Raw genomic sequence first — 17,609 nt, forward strand, 5'->3', positions numbered from 1 at the left:
ACGAATCCCGCGCTTTAAGGTCAACACGTAGTACCTTGTGATCAAACGTATAGTGATTAACTAGTATGAAGAACTTTGCAGCAACCGTCGCGTTGATACTTATGGCCCAGACGGGCCAGGCACAGTCACTTATTTTTGGCGCAGGATATGCCGATTTTTCCGGTGACGCCGCCGCCGACGAAGCCGTCTTCTCGCTTGAATACCAACACAGCCCGTTTCACGAAGCCACGCGCTTTTCTGCCACTTGGGGAAGTGCGTTGACTGTGGACACCGCAGGCGACGTTCACATCGGCATTGGGCTTATTGGGTTTTACACCTTTGCAGACCGATGGTTTTTGGAAGGCAGTGTCATGCCCGGATATTTTGCTGAGGGGGATGAATTGAACGACCTTGGCGGAGAGTTCCAGATTCGTAGTCTATTGGGCCTCGGGTATACACTGAACAGCGGCAAAAAAATTTCGGTCGCGATAACGCATGTATCCAACGCTAGCACCCAAGACGACAATCCGGGCGTGGACTCGGCTCTACTACGTTACCATTACGAGTTCTGAGGCAATGTGACCCGGCGGGATTGATTTCCGGGCAAAGTTTCTGCACATCAGGTTTAACTCTGAATGCAAGGACTGCAGATGACCCGTATTGACGCCAAGTTCGCCGCCCTGAAAGCCGAAGGGAAAAAGGCTTTTGTAGCTTATATCATGGCGGGCGACCCCGATTTCGATACCTCGCTTGAGGTCGTAAAAGGTTTGCCGGGCGCGGGGGTCGACGTGATAGAACTGGGCCTTCCATTTACGGATCCCATGGCAGACGGCCCGACCATTCAGGCGGCCGGTCAACGGGCGCTGGAACAGGGTATGACCCTGGAAAAGACACTGGAACTGGCACGCGCGTTCCGTGAAACGGACGACACTACACCGATTGTACTGATGGGCTACTACAACCCGATCTACAACCGCGGCGTTGATACGTTTCTGGCCGACGCCAAAGCCGCAGGTATCGACGGTCTGATCGTGGTCGACCTACCTCCGGAAGAAGATGAAGAATTGTGCCTGCCCGCCCAGGCCGCAGGGCTGAACTTCATCCGCCTGGCGACACCGACCACCGATGACAAGCGCCTGCCCCGCGTTCTGCAGAACACATCGGGCTTCGTATACTACGTTTCAATCACCGGCATCACTGGCGCGGCCGAGGCGCAGGCAACGAATGTTGGCCCTGAAGTGGCTCGGATCAAATCCGCAACAGACCTGCCAGTGATTGTGGGTTTTGGGATCAACACGCCCGAGAAATCCCAGGCCATCGCCAGCGTGGCCGATGGTGCGGTAGTCGGGTCGGCCATTGTCAGCCAGATCGCCGCGGGCAAACCCGTGACCGAGGTTCTGGACTTTGTCAGAAGTCTGGCCGACGGCGCACACTCAGCCTGATCTTTTGACGAAAACTCCAATCAGCAAAACCGCAGCAGGCGCTTGGTCCGCTGCGGTTTATCAGACGTGCATCTGATTGCACCGCACGGGGTGCCCCATTAGAAATAGTTAACCACTCAACTAAAGGCCTTGGTTCATGCCCGTAATCACTACTATCGAAGACCTTCGGCAAATCTATGAACGTCGCGTTCCCCGCATGTTCTACGACTATGCCGAAAGCGGCAGTTGGACCGAACAAACCTTTCGCGAAAACAGTACGGATTTCTCTGATATTCGCCTTCGGCAACGGGTAGCAGTGGACATGGCTGGGCGCTCGACCGCTTCACAGATGATCAGTGAAGATGTCGCGATGCCGGTGGCGCTGGCCCCGGTCGGTCTGACGGGTATGCAGCACGCGGACGGAGAGATTAAAGCCGCCAAAGCAGCCGAAGAATTCGGCGTACCGTTCACCTTATCCACCATGTCGATCAACTCGATCGAAGATGTGGCAGAGAACACAAACAAGCCGTTCTGGTTCCAACTTTATACGATGAAGGACCAGGACTATGTCAGCCGCCTGATCCAGCGCGCGAAGGATGCTAAATGCTCGGCACTGGTGATTACGCTAGACCTGCAAATCCTGGGTCAACGGCACAAAGATCTTAAAAACGGATTGTCCGCACCTCCGAAGCTGACGGCCAAAACCATCGCGAACCTGATGACCAAATGGTCATGGGGTATCGAGATGTTGGGCGCGCAAAGACGTGAGTTCGGTAATATTGTTGGCCATGTAGAGGGTATTTCGGACGCCTCTTCATTAGGTGCTTGGACAGCCGAACAGTTTGACCCCAGCCTCGACTGGGGCAAAGTCGAAAAACTGATGGATGAATGGGGGGGCAAGGTCATCCTCAAGGGCATTCTGGATGCTGAAGACGCAAAAATGGCCGCGAAACTTGGTGCCGATGCCATCATCGTCTCGAACCACGGCGGTCGCCAACTGGACGGTGCGCTCAGTTCTATTCGCATGCTATCGCAAATCATGGATGCAGTCGGAGACGACATCGAGGTTCATTTGGACAGTGGTATCCGGTCGGGCCAAGACGTTCTAAAAGCCCTCGCAATGGGGGCCAAGGGCACCTATATCGGCCGCGCCTTTGTCTACGGACTGGGTGCGATGGGGCAAAAGGGTGTGACCACCGCACTGGATGTCATTCAAAAAGAGTTGGACACAACAATGGCGCTGTGCGGTGAGCGTAATGTCGGCGACTTGGGTCTACATAACCTGCTGATCCCCGAAGACTTCGGCGGCCGCTGGCAGCGTTGACCTAGACATAGAAACAAAAGGGCAAAAAGCCCTTTCCAAATACAATGAATCAAGCTAAGGACGCGGCTTCACGCGGGCATACAGCCTTGGAGGATGCCCGCCCTAACATTGGAGATTTATCATGGCTGGTGAGATTCCTGATCTCGTAGCTCTGGAACGGACGGGGACAGGCAAGGGCGCCGCTCGTCAAACACGCCGCGACGGCATGGTTCCGGGCGTTGTATTCGGTGGCGACAAAGACCCGCTGGCGATTCAGATTCCGTTTAACGAACTGTTCAAGCGCCTGAAAGCAGGTCGGTTCAAGTCGACCCTGTGGAACCTGAAGGTTGAAGGCCACGAAGACGTTCGCGTTATCTGTCGTGACGTTCAGCGTGACGTCGTCAAAGACCTGCCGACCCACCTGGACCTTATGCGCCTGCGTCGGACCACCAAGATCGCGCTGTTCATCCCGGTTGAGTTCATCAACGAAGAAGAAGCACCCGGCATCAAAAAAGGCGGCGTTCTGACCGTTGTCCGCCCCGAAGTCGAACTGATGTGCACCGCCGGTGACATTCCTGAGAAGATCACCGTCGACGTGACCGGCATGGAGATCAACGACGTTGTCACCATCTCGGCGGTTGACCTGCCCGAGGGCACCAAGCCGACCATCGACCGTGACTTTGTGATTGCAAACGTTTCGGCGCCGACCGGCCTGTCGTCCAGCGACGATGAGGAAGAAGGCGAAGAAGTTGCAGCTGACGAAGTTGAAGTCGTCGGTCAGGAAGAAGCAGAAGAATAACTCCGGACTCGACATTCCGGAATTTGAAACGGGGCCTAAATCGGGCCCCGTTTTCTTTTGGTACATGGGCTGGAAAACGGGTGGCATTTCGTGCCATCAACCACGTACATCGGACAAGGACGAGACAATGAAACTGTTTGTCGGCTTGGGGAACCCGGGATCGAAATACGCCCGCAACCGGCACAATATCGGCTTCATGGCCGTAGACCGGATCGCTGAGGATCACGGGTTTAGTCCGTGGAGATCCAAGTTCCAGGCTGAGATCGCCGACGGGCGGCTTGGAAGCGACAAGGTGTTGCTGGTCAAACCGCAAACTTTCATGAACCTCTCGGGCCAGTCCGTGGGCGAAGCGATGCGGTTCTATAAGTTGGACTCGACCGACGTAACTGTTTTTCACGACGAGTTAGACCTTGCCCCCGGCAAGGTGCGCGTCAAGGCAGGCGGCGGACACGCGGGGCACAACGGTTTACGCTCAATCCACGAACACATCAGCCCGGCGTATGACCGGGTACGTTTGGGGATCGGTCATCCGGGCCAGAAAGAAATGGTTTCGCCCTACGTTCTCAGCGATTTTGCCAAAGCTGATGCGGATTGGCTGGATGACGTACTGCGTGGCGTGTCAGATGGTGCAGCTTATCTGGCAGACGGAGATGGCGGCAAGTTTATGAATGCAGTTGCCCTACGCACGGCCCCTCCTCGATCATCAAAAACACCCGTTGAGGCATCCAAGCCAGCAGGGAACCCCGCGCCTACGCCAGAAGCTGACGAGCGCACGGCCATGCAAAAGCTGCTGGACAAGTTTAAGTAGCACTGACCACTTTGCCGTAACGTCTCAATTGAAGAATGACGTGACACGAGTTCCAATACAGCAGGGATAGGAGAGGCAAACATGAAAGCTGTGTTGAAATGGGTGCTGCGCATCCTCCTGATGCTGGTGTTGGCTGCAGTTGTTGTTGGGTTTTGGAAACGCGAAGAGCTTCAACGCTTAATGGCAGTGAACTCTTTGTTTTCTGAAGAAAAGATCGTTCACAACTTCTCAAACATGGATGAAGCCTTCCTGACGGTAAATTTGCCGCGTGGCGATGGCCCGACATCCGAACTCTCTTATGGTCCTGGTTTTGAACTGCCTGCAGGTATCGACACGTGGATCGAAGATCGTGCAGTAACTTCGCTGCTGGTGATGCAGGACGGACAGATAAGGTTCGAAGAATATTATTTGGATACCAGCCCCGAAGATCGGCGTATTTCGTGGTCAGTGGCAAAAAGCTATCTGTCCGCCTTATTCGGTGTTTTGCTGGCCGAAGGTGCAATCGAGTCGCTGGACGATCCCGTAGTTAAATACGCTCCTAAATTGGAGGGCACCGCATATGACGGAGCAACGATCCGAAATGTTCTGAACATGGCAAGCGGTGTCACCTTCAACGAGGATTATTTCGACCCCAACTCTGACATCAACCGCATGGGCCGGGTTGTTGCCTTGGGCGGGGAGTTGGACGACTTCGCGGCGTCGCTACAGGACACCTTCGTTGCACCGGGTGAGGCTTGGCAATACGTATCGATCGACACACACGTCATCGGCATGGTGATCCGAGGTGCAACCGGGCGCAGTGTGACCGAACTGCTGACCGAGAAGATCATCCAACCCTTGGGGTTGGAATACGACGGCTACTATGTGACCGACGGTGCCGGGGTCGCATTTGTGTTGGGCGGCCTTAATTTCACCACCCGAGATTTCGCTCGGTTCGGTCAGATGATCCTGCAAAACGGCACCTACAACGGTACGCAGTTGGTGCCAGAAGAATGGATTGCCGAATCCGTTTTACCCAGCGCTCCGACCGAAGCTGGAAAAATCGGCTATGGCTACCAATGGTGGATTCCGATTGGTGCGCATGAGGGCGAATTTCTGGCTCGAGGCGTTTACGGCCAATACATATATTTCGACCAACCACGCGGCGTCCTGATTGTAACAACAGGCGCAGACCGTCAGTTCCGAGATCCGGGCATAAACGAAGCCAACATAGAAATGTTCCGCAAAATCGCTGAAAGCCTGTAAGATATCCCCATGCAAAAACAAGACAGTATCAATGTATTTGGCGGGGTACTCGCCCCATGTTCGCGTGATCCACTGACTGGGTTCTTTCGCGATGGTGCCTGCAATACTTGCCCCGAGGATCAGGGAAGCCATACGGTGTGTGCAGTGATGACGGCTGAGTTTCTGGCCTTTTCCAAATATGTGGGAAACGATCTCAGCACCCCGCGCCCAGAGTTCAATTTCCCCGGACTGAAAGCCGGTGACAGCTGGTGCTTGTGCGCTGGACGTTTCCTGCAGGCGCATGATGAGGGCTGTGCACCGAAAGTGCATCTTGAAGCAACCCATCAGCGGGCGCTGGATGTGGTTCCACTGGATATTCTTACGCAGTACGCCGCTGACAAAGCCTGATCCTCCGGCCAATCGGCTGGGCAAGTTAAAACCCCCACCTGTCTTCAGATGGGGGTTAAAAATTTCTAGAACTAGCGATCTGTTAATCTGCCGTGCGGCCTTCGGTGTCCGACATATCGAAGTTCAGATATTTGGCGACTGTCTGAACGTCCTTGTCACCGCGTCCACACATGTTCATGCAAATCAGATGGTCCTCGGGCAAATCCGGAGCGATTTTCATCACATGCGCCAGTGCATGGCAGGGTTCCAGCGCGGGAATGATGCCTTCGGTCGCGCAGCATAGCTGGAACGCTTCCAGCGCCTCTTTATCGGTGATCGAAACATAGTTCGCCCGACCGATATCATGCAGCCAGGAATGCTCTGGTCCGATACCCGGATAGTCCAGACCAGCTGAGATCGAATAACCTTCCAAAATTTGCCCATCGTCGTCCTGTAGCAGATAGGTCCGGTTGCCGTGCAGCACGCCTGGGCGGCCACCTGTCAGCGAAGCGCAATGCTCCATCTTTTCGTTCACGCCCTTACCACCAGCTTCGACGCCAATGATATTAACGTCGTTGTCGTCCAGGAACGGGTGGAACAAACCCATCGCATTCGAGCCGCCACCGATTGCCGCGATGATCGTGTCAGGCAAGCGGCCTTCAGCCTTCATCATCTGTTCTTTGGCTTCCTTGCCGATGATCGACTGGAAGTCGCGAACCATAGCCGGATAGGGATGCGGGCCGGCAACAGTACCGATGCAGTAGAACGTGTCTCGCACATTGGTCACCCAATCTCGTAGCGCGTCATTCATTGCGTCTTTCAGCGTGCCGCGGCCGGAGGTTACGGGAATCACTTCCGCCCCTAAGAGGCGCATGCGGAACACGTTCGGCGCTTGGCGCTGTACGTCATGTGCGCCCATATAGACCACACATTTCAGGCCAAATTTGGCGCAGACAGTGGCAGTGGCTACTCCGTGCTGGCCTGCACCGGTCTCGGCAATGATCCGGGTTTTACCCATGCGGCGCGCAAGAATAATCTGACCCAGAACGTTGTTGATCTTGTGCGCGCCTGTGTGGTTCAGCTCATCTCGCTTGAGGTAGATTTTCGCGCCACCCAGATGCTGAGTCAGACGTTCAGCGTAGTACAGCGGTGAAGGACGACCCACGTAGTTCGCCCACAGATCATCCATCTCGGCCCAGAAAGTCGGGTCATCCTTGGCTTTCTCATATTCCTCTTCCAGCGACAGGATCAGAGGCATCAGCGTTTCGCTGACGAACCTTCCGCCGAAGATACCAAAGCGGCCCTTTTCGTCAGGGCCGGACATGAAGGAATTGAAAAGATCGTTGGCCATGGGTGTCTCCCTCGTCGTACCCGTTGTTCATAGGTGGTGGCGACAGGATTTGCCATGCCAAAACGTATCATTATGCCGCTTCAAAATGCTGCGCCCAGACTTGTAACGCCTGTTCTCTGGTAGGCACGGCAATACAGTGAAAATGGTGGAACTCACTTACATTTGCCAGTCTCGAAGCCGCCTGCGCGACACGGCGATGTGGACCAGAATGCGCAAATGTCAGCATGGCCTCAGCGTCGTGCCAGACGCTCAGTGAAAAATACAACCCTTCATGTTGGAACACATCTGCCCGTAAGCACAGCGGATCACCTCGCGCCTGTATCAGCGCCTGATGGGCGCGCCAGAACAATTCCGGCCCGTAATACCAGTGCTTTAACGACACCCCGCCAATTGCTGCTAGCATGGTTGCGCCCTCCCCTAACGGAGATACGCAACCACCGCGTAATCAGATCACCGCGTGGCGTCGATAAAAGCTTGGATAAGGCTCGCGTCTTTAACACCCGGCGCGCTTTCCACGCCTGATGCAACATCGACCTGCTGGGCACCGGTCACCTTTATCGCTTCGGCCACGTTGTCCGGAGTCAGCCCTCCAGCCAACATCCACGGTTTGCGCCAGTACTTGCGCCCAGCCAATAGACGCCAATCAAACGCCAATCCGTTTCCACCCGGCAATACCGCGTTTTTTGGGGCTTTCGCGTCAATGAGAAGTTGATCGGCCACATCACTGTAGACGTCGATTGCCGCCAAGTCCTCGGCGTCGGCAACACCAACAACCTTCATCACAGGCAGACCATAGCGATCCTTGACCTCCCGCACTCGCTCAACTGTCTCGGTGCCATGCAGTTGCAGCATGTCGAAAGGTGCAGTTCGCGTGATGCTGTCAAGCAGTTCATCCGTGGCATTCACAACCAAAGCCACCTTGGCCACACCAACCGGTACTGAAGCCATCAATTCAGCAGCCTGTTCAGGTGAAACGTACCGGGGCGACTTGGGGAAGAAGTTAAATCCCAAATAGCGCGCGCCCGCATCCACTGCAGAACGCACGTGATCTGGTGCGGTTAGGCCGCAGATTTTGACAGACACTTCTGGCATTGCGCTGACTCAGCTGGCCTCATCAAGAAGGGCCAACACTTCATCCTGACCTTCGTTCTGCTTTTTCTTGAGCTTTTTGACCTCACGCTCAAGCTTGCGCACTTCGCTTTTCTTCACCGATGCATCCCGGCGATGTTTATGCTCGCGCAGCCACTCCCACAGGAACCCGATGATCAGGCCCGCGACGACACCACCCAGCACGACCACGAACAACGGCAGCGATGTGCTGAGGTTAAAGCCCAAAAGCTCGGCAAAAGGCTCAGGCATCAGCGTCAGTTCAACTGTTTCACGATTTGCCAGAGAAACAGAAATCAACACGATCCCGAGGACCGCAAGAAAAGCATATCGAAGGTAGCGCATCATGCCCTAGGCTTTACCGTTCAACCGATCCCTAAGCAACTTCCCAGTTTTGAAAAACGGCACACATTTTTCTTCGACTTGAACTGTCTCGCCAGTGCGAGGGTTGCGGCCGACACGCGCGTCACGCTGCTTGACCGAAAAGGCACCGAAGCCGCGCAGTTCCACACGGTCACCACGCGCCATTGCGTCAGTCACCTCTTCGAACACAGTATTCACAATCCGCTCGACATCGCGTTGATAAAGATGCGGGTTTTCATCGGCGATTTTCTGAATCAGTTCTGAACGGATCATAAGCGTTACCCTCCCAGGCGACTGGTTAGCCATCTCTAGTTATTTGGACAGTATAGAAAAAAACCGGGTTCGGGGGAACGTCGACTCTGGGTGCAAAGCCTTGATTTTCCCACATTCTCACGCGTTTTTTTGCTTGTGAGCGGGAATTATCCGCCTAATGCGTAAACCACAGGTTAATAAAGTCCGGAATTCGGAACATATTGATTCGCAACAAAAACGGCCCCGCACTTGCGTGCGAGGCCGAAAATCTTGTTCGGGATGCGCACCGGGCTTAGTCGCCCGATTTCAGCGCTGCACCAAGGATATCGCCCAGCGATGCGCCCGAGTCGGAGGAACCGTACTGTTCCACGGCCTCTTTCTCTTCGGCGATTTCGCGTGCCTTGATCGACAGACCCAGACGGCGGGTTTTGCTGTCAACGTTGGTGACGCGGACGTCGACCTTGTCACCAACCGAGAAACGCTCAGGGCGCTGCTCAGCACGGTCACGCGACAGGTCCGAACGACGGATGAACGACTTCATGCCTTCGTACTCGACCTCGATGCCGCCGTCTTCGATTGCAGTCACTTCAACGGTGATGACAGAGCCACGCTTCACGCCGCCCACGGCTTCGGCGAACTTGTCACCGCCCAGGGCTTTGATCGACAGCGAGATACGCTCTTTTTCGACGTCAACTTCCGAAACGACGGCCGAAACCATGTCGCCTTTGCGGTAGTTCTGGATCGCATCCTCGCCACGCTCGTCCCAGGACAGGTCCGACAGGTGGACCATGCCGTCGATGTCGCCTTCGAGGCCAATGAACAGGCCGAATTCGGTGATGTTCTTGACTTCGCCTTCGACCTCGGTGCCCTCGGGGTGTGTTTCTGCAAACACTTCCCATGGGTTGCGCTGAGTCTGCTTCAGGCCCAGAGACACGCGACGCTTGGCGCCGTCGATTTCCAGAACCATGACGTCGACTTCCTGGCTGGTCGAAACGATCTTGCCGGGGTGTACGTTTTTCTTGGTCCAGGACATCTCGGACACGTGCACCAGACCTTCGACACCAGCTTCCAGCTCGACGAACGCGCCGTAGTCGGTGATGTTGGTGACGCGACCCTGATGAACCGAGCCCAGCGGGTACTTGGCAGCAACCAGATCCCAGGGATCTTCCTGCAGCTGCTTCATGCCCAGGCTGATACGGTGAGTGTCTTTGTTGATCTTGATGACCTGAACCTTGATGGTTTCGCCGATCGTCAGGATCTCGGACGGGTGGTTCACACGGCGCCATGCCATGTCAGTGACGTGCAACAGGCCGTCAACGCCGCCCAGGTCAACGAATGCACCGTATTCGGTGATGTTTTTGACGACACCCTCGACGGTCTGACCTTCGGACAGGTTGCCGATAACTTCGGCACGCTGTTCGGCACGCGATTCTTCCAGGATGGCGCGACGCGAAACAACGATGTTGCCACGGCGGCGGTCCATTTTCAGAATCTGGAACGGCTGCTTCAGACCCATCAGCGGGCCAGCGTCGCGCACGGGGCGGACGTCAACCTGCGAGCCGGGCAGGAACGCAACTGCGCCACCCAGATCGACGGTGAAGCCACCTTTGACGCGACCAAAGATTGCACCTTCGACGCGCTGGTCGTCGGCATATGCTTTTTCCAGACGGTCCCATGCCTCTTCACGGCGGGCCATCTCGCGCGAGATGACGGCTTCGCCACGGGCGTTTTCTGCGGCGCGCAGGTAAACTTCGACCTCGTCACCAACAGCGATTTCAGGGGCTTCGCCGGGATTTGCGAATTCTTTCAGATCAACGCGGCCTTCCATTTTGTAGCCTACGTCGATGATGGCTTGGCCGGCTTCGATCGCCAGAACCTTGCCTTTGACAACAGAACCCTCTTCGGGTGTGTCCATTTCGAAGCTTTCATTCAGGAGGGCTTCGAATTCCTCCATGGATGCGTTAGCCATGTGGCGTTGTTTTCCTTTACATAACGTTTTTACTGGCCGAGCGGTTGTCTCCGCCGGTCTTGATTCATGATGTCCTCAGGCGTGACCCGGAACGCATATGAGCAAACAAACACAAAGGGCCGAGGTAACCCGGCCCTGCTCAGATACGTCATCCAGACGTTAACCGCCCTTGTTCAGACAGCGCGCGTATAGGCCGAATTCCCGGAATGTGCAAGTGCTATACCAATAAATGCTGGGTGTTCGGCGCATTAACGGCTGTTAGTGCTCTGCCAAATACGGGCGTCCTTCTGCAACATCGACCGTTCAATGACGTTCAGCCGGGATATGGCGTTTTCTGGATTCGTAGAACCACCTGCTGCGTTCCAGATTTTCCGAGCCGATTCTGCGCTCCAAGGAAGACAGGCAGCAGCAAGCCAGCGCCTAAGCTCTGGCGGTAAAGCGTCAAAGGCTTGCATTGGAGACATACGTCGCCGACGCCGCTTCAAGGTGCTGCTTAAATTGCGCCCTTTTCTCACGCCGCCTCTGGCCACTTGACCGCCGCTGGCAGCACATCGTTGAACTTGCAATGAATGCACTCCGCCTTCACCCTTTGTGATGATATCACATAATATAAAAATGGGTACAAGGCGTTCTTACCTAAAAGGTAGGCAGGTTCAGATTTCTTCGCCCTTCTTCAGCAGCTCCTCGATCAATTCGCGTTGCAAGTTCCCGCTGTCACCACCACCAAATTGCTGCGCTCCGCCGGAATATAGCGAACCATAGGTCTTTGCGATGTTCACGGTCTGCGCCAACCCTGAGATGAGTTGATCCTTTTCCAGCGGCGACAATGGGTGAATAAACGCGGCCCATAATGTCCCATTGGCAATCGCATAGCGCGCGTCCAAAGCTGTATCGAAATTGGCCTGCATCATACGCTGCATGTCTTCAGTCGTAAGACCTTCGGCGCTACGGATCGGAACCATAGCACGCATTCTGTCCGCGTTAGGGTCCGTGATCACCAGCACCGGGACATCTGAAACCATCAGTTGAAAGCCGGGACCTTGGGGTTGCGCTTCGGGGTCGAGCGCAAAGATAATCTTGCCCAAGCGTTCGTAGTCCATTGGGGGCTCTGTCTCGGGATTTTCCTGTGCTGCCAGACCTCCGGCCAGAAAAATCAACATCATGGCTAGTCGGATCATCGCGTCTCTCCTGCAGGATACACATCAACCATAGAAACCCATTCGGGCTCTGACCAAACACAGCTTGGTGAAGAGTATGTCTTGCGTAGCCACGGTTCCGCACGATCTGCAGGGTTTGTCATGCTCGCTGCAACAGCTCACTCAGAACCGGCCAATGAGCTTTGTTGCATCGGTTGGCCTACACGCCGACCCGATCCTGAAAACGAATGAACGCTTTGATCTATAGCACCCGATCGTCGCCCTGCTCCGCGGTACTATCGAGCCGCGGTGCGCCTGTGTTCAACTAACGCCACGGCCTGAGCCAGCGCCGCATCAATACTCAGGTCAGACGTGTCCAACAGAACCGCGTCATCGGCAGGTTTCATAGGTGCGGTGCTGCGCTCGGCGTCCCGCGCGTCACGCTCACGCACATCGGACAACACCTGCTCGGGCGTGACGTCTGCACCCTTGGCACTCAATTCCAGAAAGCGGCGTTCCGCCCGAACCTCAGCACTTGCGGTTACGAAAAGCTTAACTTCGGCCTCTGGACAAATCACCGTTCCAATATCGCGCCCATCCAGAACCGCTCCTCCGTCCCGCCGGGCAAAGGCGCGTTGGAAGTCCACCAAGGCTGCGCGAACCTCAGGTATCACTGCGACTTTCGAAGCCGCCTGAGCAATCTGAGCCGTCCGCAAATCCCCTTGCTCTAGTTCATCAGAGGTCAGTGCCTTTGCAGCCTCGATTGGACCCATCCCTTCTAGCGTCCGACGACCAACAGCTCGGTACAGCAAACCCGTATCCAGATGCGCAAAGCCAAAATGCGCTGCGACCCCCTTGGATATCGTTCCCTTGCCAGCCGCTGCTGGGCCGTCAATGGCGACCGTAAAACTCATGCACGTTCGACCTTGGCACCCAACGCCGCCATCAGAGGTTCAAAAATCGGGAATGAGGTCGCGATGGGTCCACCGTCATCTACGGAAACCGGAGTTTTCGCACCCATGCCCATCACCATGAATGACATGGCGATGCGGTGATCCAGAAAGCTTTCGCAGGTGCCGCCGCCGGGGACGTTGCCAATGCCCAGCCCTTCGACCGACCACCATTCTTCGCCCTCATCTACGGTAACGCCATTGGCGCGCAGACCTTTTGCCATGGCGTCGATCCGGTCGCTTTCTTTGACGCGCAGCTCTTTCACTCCACCCATCATCGTGGTGCCAGTGGCATTTGCTGCGACCACGGACAGAACCGGATATTCGTCGATCATCGAAGCCGCACGCTCAGGCGGCACGTTGATACCCTTCATGTTGGGCGAGTATTTGGCACGCAGGTCGGCAACAGGTTCACCACCCTCTTCGCGCTCGTTCTCATAGGTAAGATCGGCGCCCATCTCGCGCAGCGTGGTAAACAAGCCTGCCCGTGTCGGGTTCAGGCCGATACCGGGCACCAACACGTCCGAGCCCGGCGTGATCAAGGCCGCACACACAGGAAAGGCCGCGCTGGACGGATCACGCGGTACAGCGATGACTTGCGGTTTCAACTCGGGGCGACCGGTTAGCGTTATAACCCGACCCTCATCAGTATCTTCGACGGTGATTTCAGCACCAAAGCCCGCCAGCATCCGCTCGGAGTGGTCTCGCGTTGCCTCTTTCTCGATCACAACGGTCTTGCCCGGTGCATTCAAACCGGCCAGCAGAACGGCAGATTTCACCTGTGCTGACGGCACTGGAACTTCATAACGCACTGGCACGGGTTCTGCCGCACCTACGATAGTCATCGGCAATCGCCCACCCGAACGGCCTACCGATTGCGTGCCGAAAAGTTCCAGCGGATCGGTGACCCGAGCCATAGGGCGTTTGTTTAGACTAGCATCCCCCGTGAAAGTCGCGGTGATAGGACAGGTTGCCATTGCGCCCATGATTAGCCGCACGCCCGTGCCCGAATTTCCGCAGTCGATCACCTGATCGGGTTCAGCAAAACCGCCGACACCCACACCATGCACCGTCCATTCACCGTTGCCGTGATCAGTCACCTCGGCACCGAATGCACGCATCGCTTTGGCTGTATCTAGAACATCTTCGCCCTCTAGCAGGCCCGAAATCTTGGTTTCGCCAACCGCCATCGCGCCTAGGATCAAGGACCGGTGGGAGATCGACTTGTCACCCGGCACCTCTGCTGTGCCAGTCAGCGGGCCGCAGGGATGCGAGGTCATCGGGATGGGCGTGCCGTGTCCGGACATGGAGGCTCCTTTTGCGCTATCAGTGCTCAAGCCGATTAGCGAATTGGGGGCGGATGGTCCAGCAGCAATGCGGCGTCGCTTTGACGCGAAACCGTCTGTCAGGCCTCCCCTAGCCATTTTGCAGGATTTTCTTCGGCGATCTGCCGGAAGATCTCTTCTCCCAGCGCATTTCGCAATCGGATACAAACCGCCTTTTCCGACAGCGCCTCTTGTCGTGTCATGTAGTAATCCGATCCGAACAGTACCCGAGACCTTAGGCGCTCACTCGCCTGATCATCGCCCGTCAGGAAGATGCGCAAGAACGGGGCGTAATCCTCGAACTGGAAGAGTGTATACGAAATGTCGGTCCACAGACCTGGATAGTCTCCGCTGCCGATCATACGTCGTATAGCGACCTGCCAGTTCCGGTTGAACGCATCCTCCAAAGGGTTCTCACGATCCGGGTTGACGTAAGCATCCCAATCGCGCTGCCCTCCAAAATGCGCTAGGCAAACCCGAAGCTTGGGATGCGCGCGCATTACCGGAATAAAGGCGTCCGGTTCCGTGTAGCGGTCAGCCCAATAGTCCGAAAGATTGCGTCCCTGCACACCACCACGCGAACAGTGCGACATCACGGGAAGGTTCATTTCCTCTAGGCGCGGATACACGTGCTGCATCAGAACTGGGTCGTTGGGTGCAAAGCCCAATCGCGGATAGAGCTTTACACCACGGAATCTAAGGTCGTCTATCGCGCGCCAGAGTTCCCTTGCCTGTGGATCAGCGCGCGGGTCAATCGTTGCAAAAGGGATCACGGAACGACCGACTTCTGGATCGCCAGACAGTTTGGCCAACTCGTCATGTTGCGCACTAAGTAGCACCTCTGGCGCGCCGAACCCAAAGGCCGACATCTCCATTGGCAAAACAACGAAACGGGTGTTACCGGGATAGTGTCGACGTAGATTGTCCAGAATATCGCGCTGACTGTCTTCGTCCGTCTCTTGTTGGAAGCGGTACAAACGATCCAGCTTTTCAGCGACTGCATGTTGCCCAATCAGGCGCGCGCCGAAAGACAGTGCCTTTATCAGCCAAGGCATCTTTTTGAACGGTTTTAGCGCCGGATACGGATAGTCCTCGGGCACATGGCACGAGTGAAATAAATGCGTGTGGCAGTTCGTGATCTGAATGTCAGACATGATAACCCTGAAAAAACGTATGCTAAAAATAAACGCTGGCGCGCTCAGCTTAACATAGCGATCAGGATTACAGAAATTTGACGCGGATCAGGCCCCGGTCCGCCGGAAGGTCAGGTAATGTGGTGTCCGACCTTCACGCAGCGCCTTCTGTTCATATCGTGTGGACATCCAATCATCCCACGGCTCGCGCCAGTCTGTCGGACGCTCAGCCAACCATTCAAATCCGGCGCGCGGAACCTCTTCCAGCGTTTGGCGAACATAGTCGGGAATGTCAGTCGCTACACGAAAGATCGAGCCCGGCTTTAGCACGCGGGCCAGCGGCTCCAAATGTTCCTGTGTCACAAAGCGGCGACGATGGTGCCGCGTCTTGGGCCATGGGTCGGGATACAAAAGAAAGGCGCGCGAGATGCTGGCCTCGGGCAGCACGTCGAACAGGTCACGCGCATCACCGGGATGTACGGCAAGGTTTTCAACGCCTGCCTTGCGGATTTTGCCCAGCAGCATGGCGACGCCGTTGATGTAAGGTTCGGCCCCTATGATGCCGATATCGGGATTGTTGGCGGCTTGATGAACCAAATGCTCGCCGCCGCCAAAGCCGACCTCAAGCCAGACATCCTTGCCACCAAACAAAGCTTGCAGGTCTAGCGGATTGCGTTCGGGGTTGGTCTCCCAATCCACCGCGCCAGGCGACAGGGCGTCGAGGTCTTCGCTCAGATACGTCTTTTGACTCTGCTTCAAGGTCTTGCCCTTCAAGCGGCCATAGAAGTTTCTGCGAGGGCGTTGTGGTGTCTGGGTACTCATGGCGGTGCCCATACTGCGCAGGTCGCAGTGTTGCAACCCCAGTGCGACAACGAAAAAAGCGCGCCGGTTTCGACGCGCTTTAGTTTATTTTGAATCAGACCGCTGATTTCAGCGCGTCGGCCAGATCAGTGCGTTCCCAGCTGAAACCGCCATCCGCATCTGGCTGGCGTCCGAAATGGCCGTAGGCTGCGGTGCGCTGGTAGATCGGCTTATTTAACTGCAGATGCTCACGAATACCGCGCGGGGTAAGATCCATCACCTGCCCAACGGCCTTTTCGATCACGGCGTCAGCGATCTGACCGGTTCCGTGCGTGTCGGCGTAAATCGATAGGGGTTTGGATACACCAATCGCATAGCTCAATTGGATAGTGCAGCGGTCGGCCATGCCTGAGGCGACCACGTTCTTGGCCAGATAGCGCGCGGCATAGGCTGCCGAACGGTCCACCTTCGTCGGATCTTTACCCGAGAATGCGCCACCGCCGTGCGGGGCTGCACCACCATAGGTGTCTACAATGATCTTGCGACCGGTCAGGCCCGCATCGCCATCCGGGCCGCCGATGACGAACTTGCCGGTCGGGTTGACGTGCCACTCGGTCTCGGCAGTCAACCAGCCATGAGGCAGGGTTTCGGTGATGTAGGGCGCGACGATGGCGCGAATGTCGTCTGACGTCAGTGACTCATCCAGATGCTGGGTCGACAGCACGATGGAACTAACGCCGACCGGCTTGCCATCGCGATAGATCACCGACAACTGGGATTTTGCGTCCGGTCCCAGGGCAGGTTCTGTGCCGTTCTTACGGACCTCGGCCAAACGGCGCAGGATTGCATGGGAATACTGGATCGGGGCAGGCATTAGGGCCGGCGTTTCGGTTGTCGCGTACCCGAACATGATACCCTGATCACCGGCACCTTCGTCCTTGTTGCCAGACGCATCAACGCCCTGTGCGATGTGGGCGGATTGTTCGTGCAACAGGTTCGTCACCTCGACGGTCTCGTGGTGAAACTTGTCCTGCTCGTAACCGATATCTTTGATACAGTCGCGCGCGATCTCGTCAATTCGGCCCATGTAGTCGTGCAGTTTTTCCTGATCAGACAGACCTACTTCTCCACCAATGACGACACGGTCGGTCGTAGCAAAGGTTTCGCACGCCACGCGTGCTTCGGGTTCTTCATTCAGAAAGGCGTCAAGTACGGCATCCGAAATACGATCGCAAACCTTATCCGGGTGCCCTTCGGAAACGGACTCCGAAGTAAAAGTGTAGTTCTGTCGGGACATGAAT

The 17,609-nt window shown here is 56.0% G+C and carries 20 protein-coding genes; 7 read left to right on the top strand and 13 right to left on the bottom strand.

Translation table 11 applies throughout. The features are described 5' to 3' along the window. Positions 1–65: 65 nt before the first annotated feature. The 7 genes from ACR0L3_RS13755 to ACR0L3_RS13785 all read left to right on the top strand — a co-directional run bounded on the left by ACR0L3_RS13755 (position 66) and on the right by ACR0L3_RS13785 (position 5,942). Positions 66–551 (top strand): acyloxyacyl hydrolase, encoded by a 486-nt coding sequence (locus ACR0L3_RS13755; protein WP_480746309.1) that lies wholly within the window; start codon positions 66–68, stop codon positions 549–551. 78 nt (positions 552–629) lie between these two features. Beyond that, positions 630–1,421: a tryptophan synthase subunit alpha gene (gene trpA, locus ACR0L3_RS13760; RefSeq protein ID WP_480746310.1), complete on the top strand. Its 792-nt coding sequence runs from the start codon at positions 630–632 to the stop codon at positions 1,419–1,421. Positions 1,422–1,557: 136 nt separating this feature from the next. Continuing rightward, positions 1,558–2,724 carry an alpha-hydroxy acid oxidase gene (locus ACR0L3_RS13765; RefSeq protein ID WP_480746311.1) on the top strand — a complete coding sequence of 389 codons (1,167 nt, stop codon included), beginning with the start codon at positions 1,558–1,560 and terminating at the stop codon, positions 2,722–2,724. A gap of 121 nt (positions 2,725–2,845) precedes the next feature. Beyond that, positions 2,846–3,502, top strand: a complete 657-nt coding sequence (locus ACR0L3_RS13770; protein WP_480746312.1) for a 50S ribosomal protein L25/general stress protein Ctc — start codon at positions 2,846–2,848, stop codon at positions 3,500–3,502. A 127-nt stretch (positions 3,503–3,629) separates the two neighbouring features. After that, on the top strand, positions 3,630–4,310 hold the full coding sequence (gene pth, locus ACR0L3_RS13775) for an aminoacyl-tRNA hydrolase (RefSeq protein ID WP_480746313.1): 681 nt from the start codon (positions 3,630–3,632) through the stop codon (positions 4,308–4,310). Between the two features lie 81 nt (positions 4,311–4,391). Beyond that, on the top strand, positions 4,392–5,555 hold the full coding sequence (locus ACR0L3_RS13780; protein WP_480746314.1) for a serine hydrolase domain-containing protein: 1,164 nt from the start codon (positions 4,392–4,394) through the stop codon (positions 5,553–5,555). 9 nt (positions 5,556–5,564) lie between these two features. Then, positions 5,565–5,942: a DUF2237 family protein gene (locus tag ACR0L3_RS13785; RefSeq protein ID WP_480746315.1), complete on the top strand. Its 378-nt coding sequence runs from the start codon at positions 5,565–5,567 to the stop codon at positions 5,940–5,942. Between the two features lie 82 nt (positions 5,943–6,024). On the opposite strand, the gene trpB is transcribed toward ACR0L3_RS13785, so the two are convergent. From trpB to metK, 13 genes are all read right to left on the bottom strand, one after another. Next, on the bottom strand, positions 6,025–7,272 hold the full coding sequence (trpB, locus tag ACR0L3_RS13790; protein ID WP_480746316.1) for a tryptophan synthase subunit beta: 1,248 nt from the start codon (positions 7,270–7,272) through the stop codon (positions 6,025–6,027). Between the two features lie 70 nt (positions 7,273–7,342). Next, positions 7,343–7,675, bottom strand: a complete 333-nt coding sequence (locus tag ACR0L3_RS13795; RefSeq protein WP_480746317.1) for a hypothetical protein — start codon at positions 7,673–7,675, stop codon at positions 7,343–7,345. 47 nt (positions 7,676–7,722) lie between these two features. Further along, positions 7,723–8,364, bottom strand: a complete 642-nt coding sequence (locus tag ACR0L3_RS13800; protein WP_480746318.1) for a phosphoribosylanthranilate isomerase — start codon at positions 8,362–8,364, stop codon at positions 7,723–7,725. Positions 8,365–8,373: 9 nt separating this feature from the next. Next, the gene (locus tag ACR0L3_RS13805) at positions 8,374–8,724 is read right to left on the bottom strand and encodes a lipopolysaccharide assembly protein LapA domain-containing protein (protein WP_480746398.1); all 351 of its coding nucleotides are present in this window, start codon (positions 8,722–8,724) and stop codon (positions 8,374–8,376) included. 6 nt (positions 8,725–8,730) lie between these two features. Then, positions 8,731–9,015 carry an integration host factor subunit beta gene (ihfB, locus tag ACR0L3_RS13810; protein WP_037310872.1) on the bottom strand — a complete coding sequence of 95 codons (285 nt, stop codon included), beginning with the start codon at positions 9,013–9,015 and terminating at the stop codon, positions 8,731–8,733. A gap of 271 nt (positions 9,016–9,286) precedes the next feature. Next, positions 9,287–10,963 (bottom strand): 30S ribosomal protein S1, encoded by a 1,677-nt coding sequence (rpsA, locus tag ACR0L3_RS13815; RefSeq protein WP_480746319.1) that lies wholly within the window; start codon positions 10,961–10,963, stop codon positions 9,287–9,289. Between the two features lie 248 nt (positions 10,964–11,211). Next, the gene (locus ACR0L3_RS13820) at positions 11,212–11,427 is read right to left on the bottom strand and encodes a DUF6525 family protein (protein ID WP_480746321.1); all 216 of its coding nucleotides are present in this window, start codon (positions 11,425–11,427) and stop codon (positions 11,212–11,214) included. A 189-nt stretch (positions 11,428–11,616) separates the two neighbouring features. Further along, positions 11,617–12,141: a hypothetical protein gene (locus tag ACR0L3_RS13825; RefSeq protein ID WP_480746322.1), complete on the bottom strand. Its 525-nt coding sequence runs from the start codon at positions 12,139–12,141 to the stop codon at positions 11,617–11,619. Between the two features lie 254 nt (positions 12,142–12,395). Further along, on the bottom strand, positions 12,396–13,013 hold the full coding sequence (locus tag ACR0L3_RS13830; protein ID WP_480746323.1) for a (d)CMP kinase: 618 nt from the start codon (positions 13,011–13,013) through the stop codon (positions 12,396–12,398). Beyond that, positions 13,010–14,356 (bottom strand): 3-phosphoshikimate 1-carboxyvinyltransferase, encoded by a 1,347-nt coding sequence (gene aroA / locus ACR0L3_RS13835; RefSeq protein ID WP_480746324.1) that lies wholly within the window; start codon positions 14,354–14,356, stop codon positions 13,010–13,012. The genes ACR0L3_RS13830 and aroA overlap by 4 nt, the downstream gene beginning before the upstream one ends. Positions 14,357–14,454: 98 nt before the next feature. Continuing rightward, positions 14,455–15,528: an amidohydrolase family protein gene (locus ACR0L3_RS13840; protein WP_480746325.1), complete on the bottom strand. Its 1,074-nt coding sequence runs from the start codon at positions 15,526–15,528 to the stop codon at positions 14,455–14,457. 87 nt (positions 15,529–15,615) lie between these two features. Next, positions 15,616–16,329 carry a tRNA (guanosine(46)-N7)-methyltransferase TrmB gene (trmB, locus tag ACR0L3_RS13845; protein ID WP_480746326.1) on the bottom strand — a complete coding sequence of 238 codons (714 nt, stop codon included), beginning with the start codon at positions 16,327–16,329 and terminating at the stop codon, positions 15,616–15,618. 94 nt (positions 16,330–16,423) lie between these two features. After that, positions 16,424–17,605, bottom strand: a complete 1,182-nt coding sequence (gene metK, locus ACR0L3_RS13850; RefSeq protein ID WP_480746327.1) for a methionine adenosyltransferase — start codon at positions 17,603–17,605, stop codon at positions 16,424–16,426. Between the last annotated feature and the right edge of the window lie 4 nt (positions 17,606–17,609).

The organism is Ruegeria sp. CK1, from assembly GCF_056536545.1.

Excerpts from the sequence above, each read along its gene's own strand:
- ACR0L3_RS13800 (WP_480746318.1), bottom strand. The coding sequence starts at position 8,364 with ATGCCAGAAGTGTCTGTCAAAATCTGCGGCCTAACCGCACCAGATCAC.
- ACR0L3_RS13820 (WP_480746321.1), bottom strand. The coding sequence starts at position 11,427 with ATGTCTCCAATGCAAGCCTTTGACGCTTTACCGCCAGAGCTTAGGCGC.
- ACR0L3_RS13830 (WP_480746323.1), bottom strand. The coding sequence starts at position 13,013 with ATGAGTTTTACGGTCGCCATTGACGGCCCAGCAGCGGCTGGCAAGGGA.
- ACR0L3_RS13825 (WP_480746322.1), bottom strand. The coding sequence starts at position 12,141 with ATGATCCGACTAGCCATGATGTTGATTTTTCTGGCCGGAGGTCTGGCA.
- ihfB (WP_037310872.1), bottom strand. The coding sequence starts at position 9,015 with ATGATCCGTTCAGAACTGATTCAGAAAATCGCCGATGAAAACCCGCAT.
- trpA (WP_480746310.1), top strand. The coding sequence starts at position 630 with ATGACCCGTATTGACGCCAAGTTCGCCGCCCTGAAAGCCGAAGGGAAA.
- ACR0L3_RS13765 (WP_480746311.1), top strand. The coding sequence starts at position 1,558 with ATGCCCGTAATCACTACTATCGAAGACCTTCGGCAAATCTATGAACGT.
- rpsA (WP_480746319.1), bottom strand. The coding sequence starts at position 10,963 with ATGGCTAACGCATCCATGGAGGAATTCGAAGCCCTCCTGAATGAAAGC.
- ACR0L3_RS13785 (WP_480746315.1), top strand. The coding sequence starts at position 5,565 with ATGCAAAAACAAGACAGTATCAATGTATTTGGCGGGGTACTCGCCCCA.
- trmB (WP_480746326.1), bottom strand. The coding sequence starts at position 16,329 with ATGAGTACCCAGACACCACAACGCCCTCGCAGAAACTTCTATGGCCGC.
- pth (WP_480746313.1), top strand. The coding sequence starts at position 3,630 with ATGAAACTGTTTGTCGGCTTGGGGAACCCGGGATCGAAATACGCCCGC.
- ACR0L3_RS13770 (WP_480746312.1), top strand. The coding sequence starts at position 2,846 with ATGGCTGGTGAGATTCCTGATCTCGTAGCTCTGGAACGGACGGGGACA.
- ACR0L3_RS13805 (WP_480746398.1), bottom strand. The coding sequence starts at position 8,724 with ATGCGCTACCTTCGATATGCTTTTCTTGCGGTCCTCGGGATCGTGTTG.
- ACR0L3_RS13795 (WP_480746317.1), bottom strand. The coding sequence starts at position 7,675 with ATGCTAGCAGCAATTGGCGGGGTGTCGTTAAAGCACTGGTATTACGGG.
- metK (WP_480746327.1), bottom strand. The coding sequence starts at position 17,605 with ATGTCCCGACAGAACTACACTTTTACTTCGGAGTCCGTTTCCGAAGGG.
- trpB (WP_480746316.1), bottom strand. The coding sequence starts at position 7,272 with ATGGCCAACGATCTTTTCAATTCCTTCATGTCCGGCCCTGACGAAAAG.
- ACR0L3_RS13755 (WP_480746309.1), top strand. The coding sequence starts at position 66 with ATGAAGAACTTTGCAGCAACCGTCGCGTTGATACTTATGGCCCAGACG.
- ACR0L3_RS13840 (WP_480746325.1), bottom strand. The coding sequence starts at position 15,528 with ATGTCTGACATTCAGATCACGAACTGCCACACGCATTTATTTCACTCG.
- aroA (WP_480746324.1), bottom strand. The coding sequence starts at position 14,356 with ATGTCCGGACACGGCACGCCCATCCCGATGACCTCGCATCCCTGCGGC.
- ACR0L3_RS13780 (WP_480746314.1), top strand. The coding sequence starts at position 4,392 with ATGAAAGCTGTGTTGAAATGGGTGCTGCGCATCCTCCTGATGCTGGTG.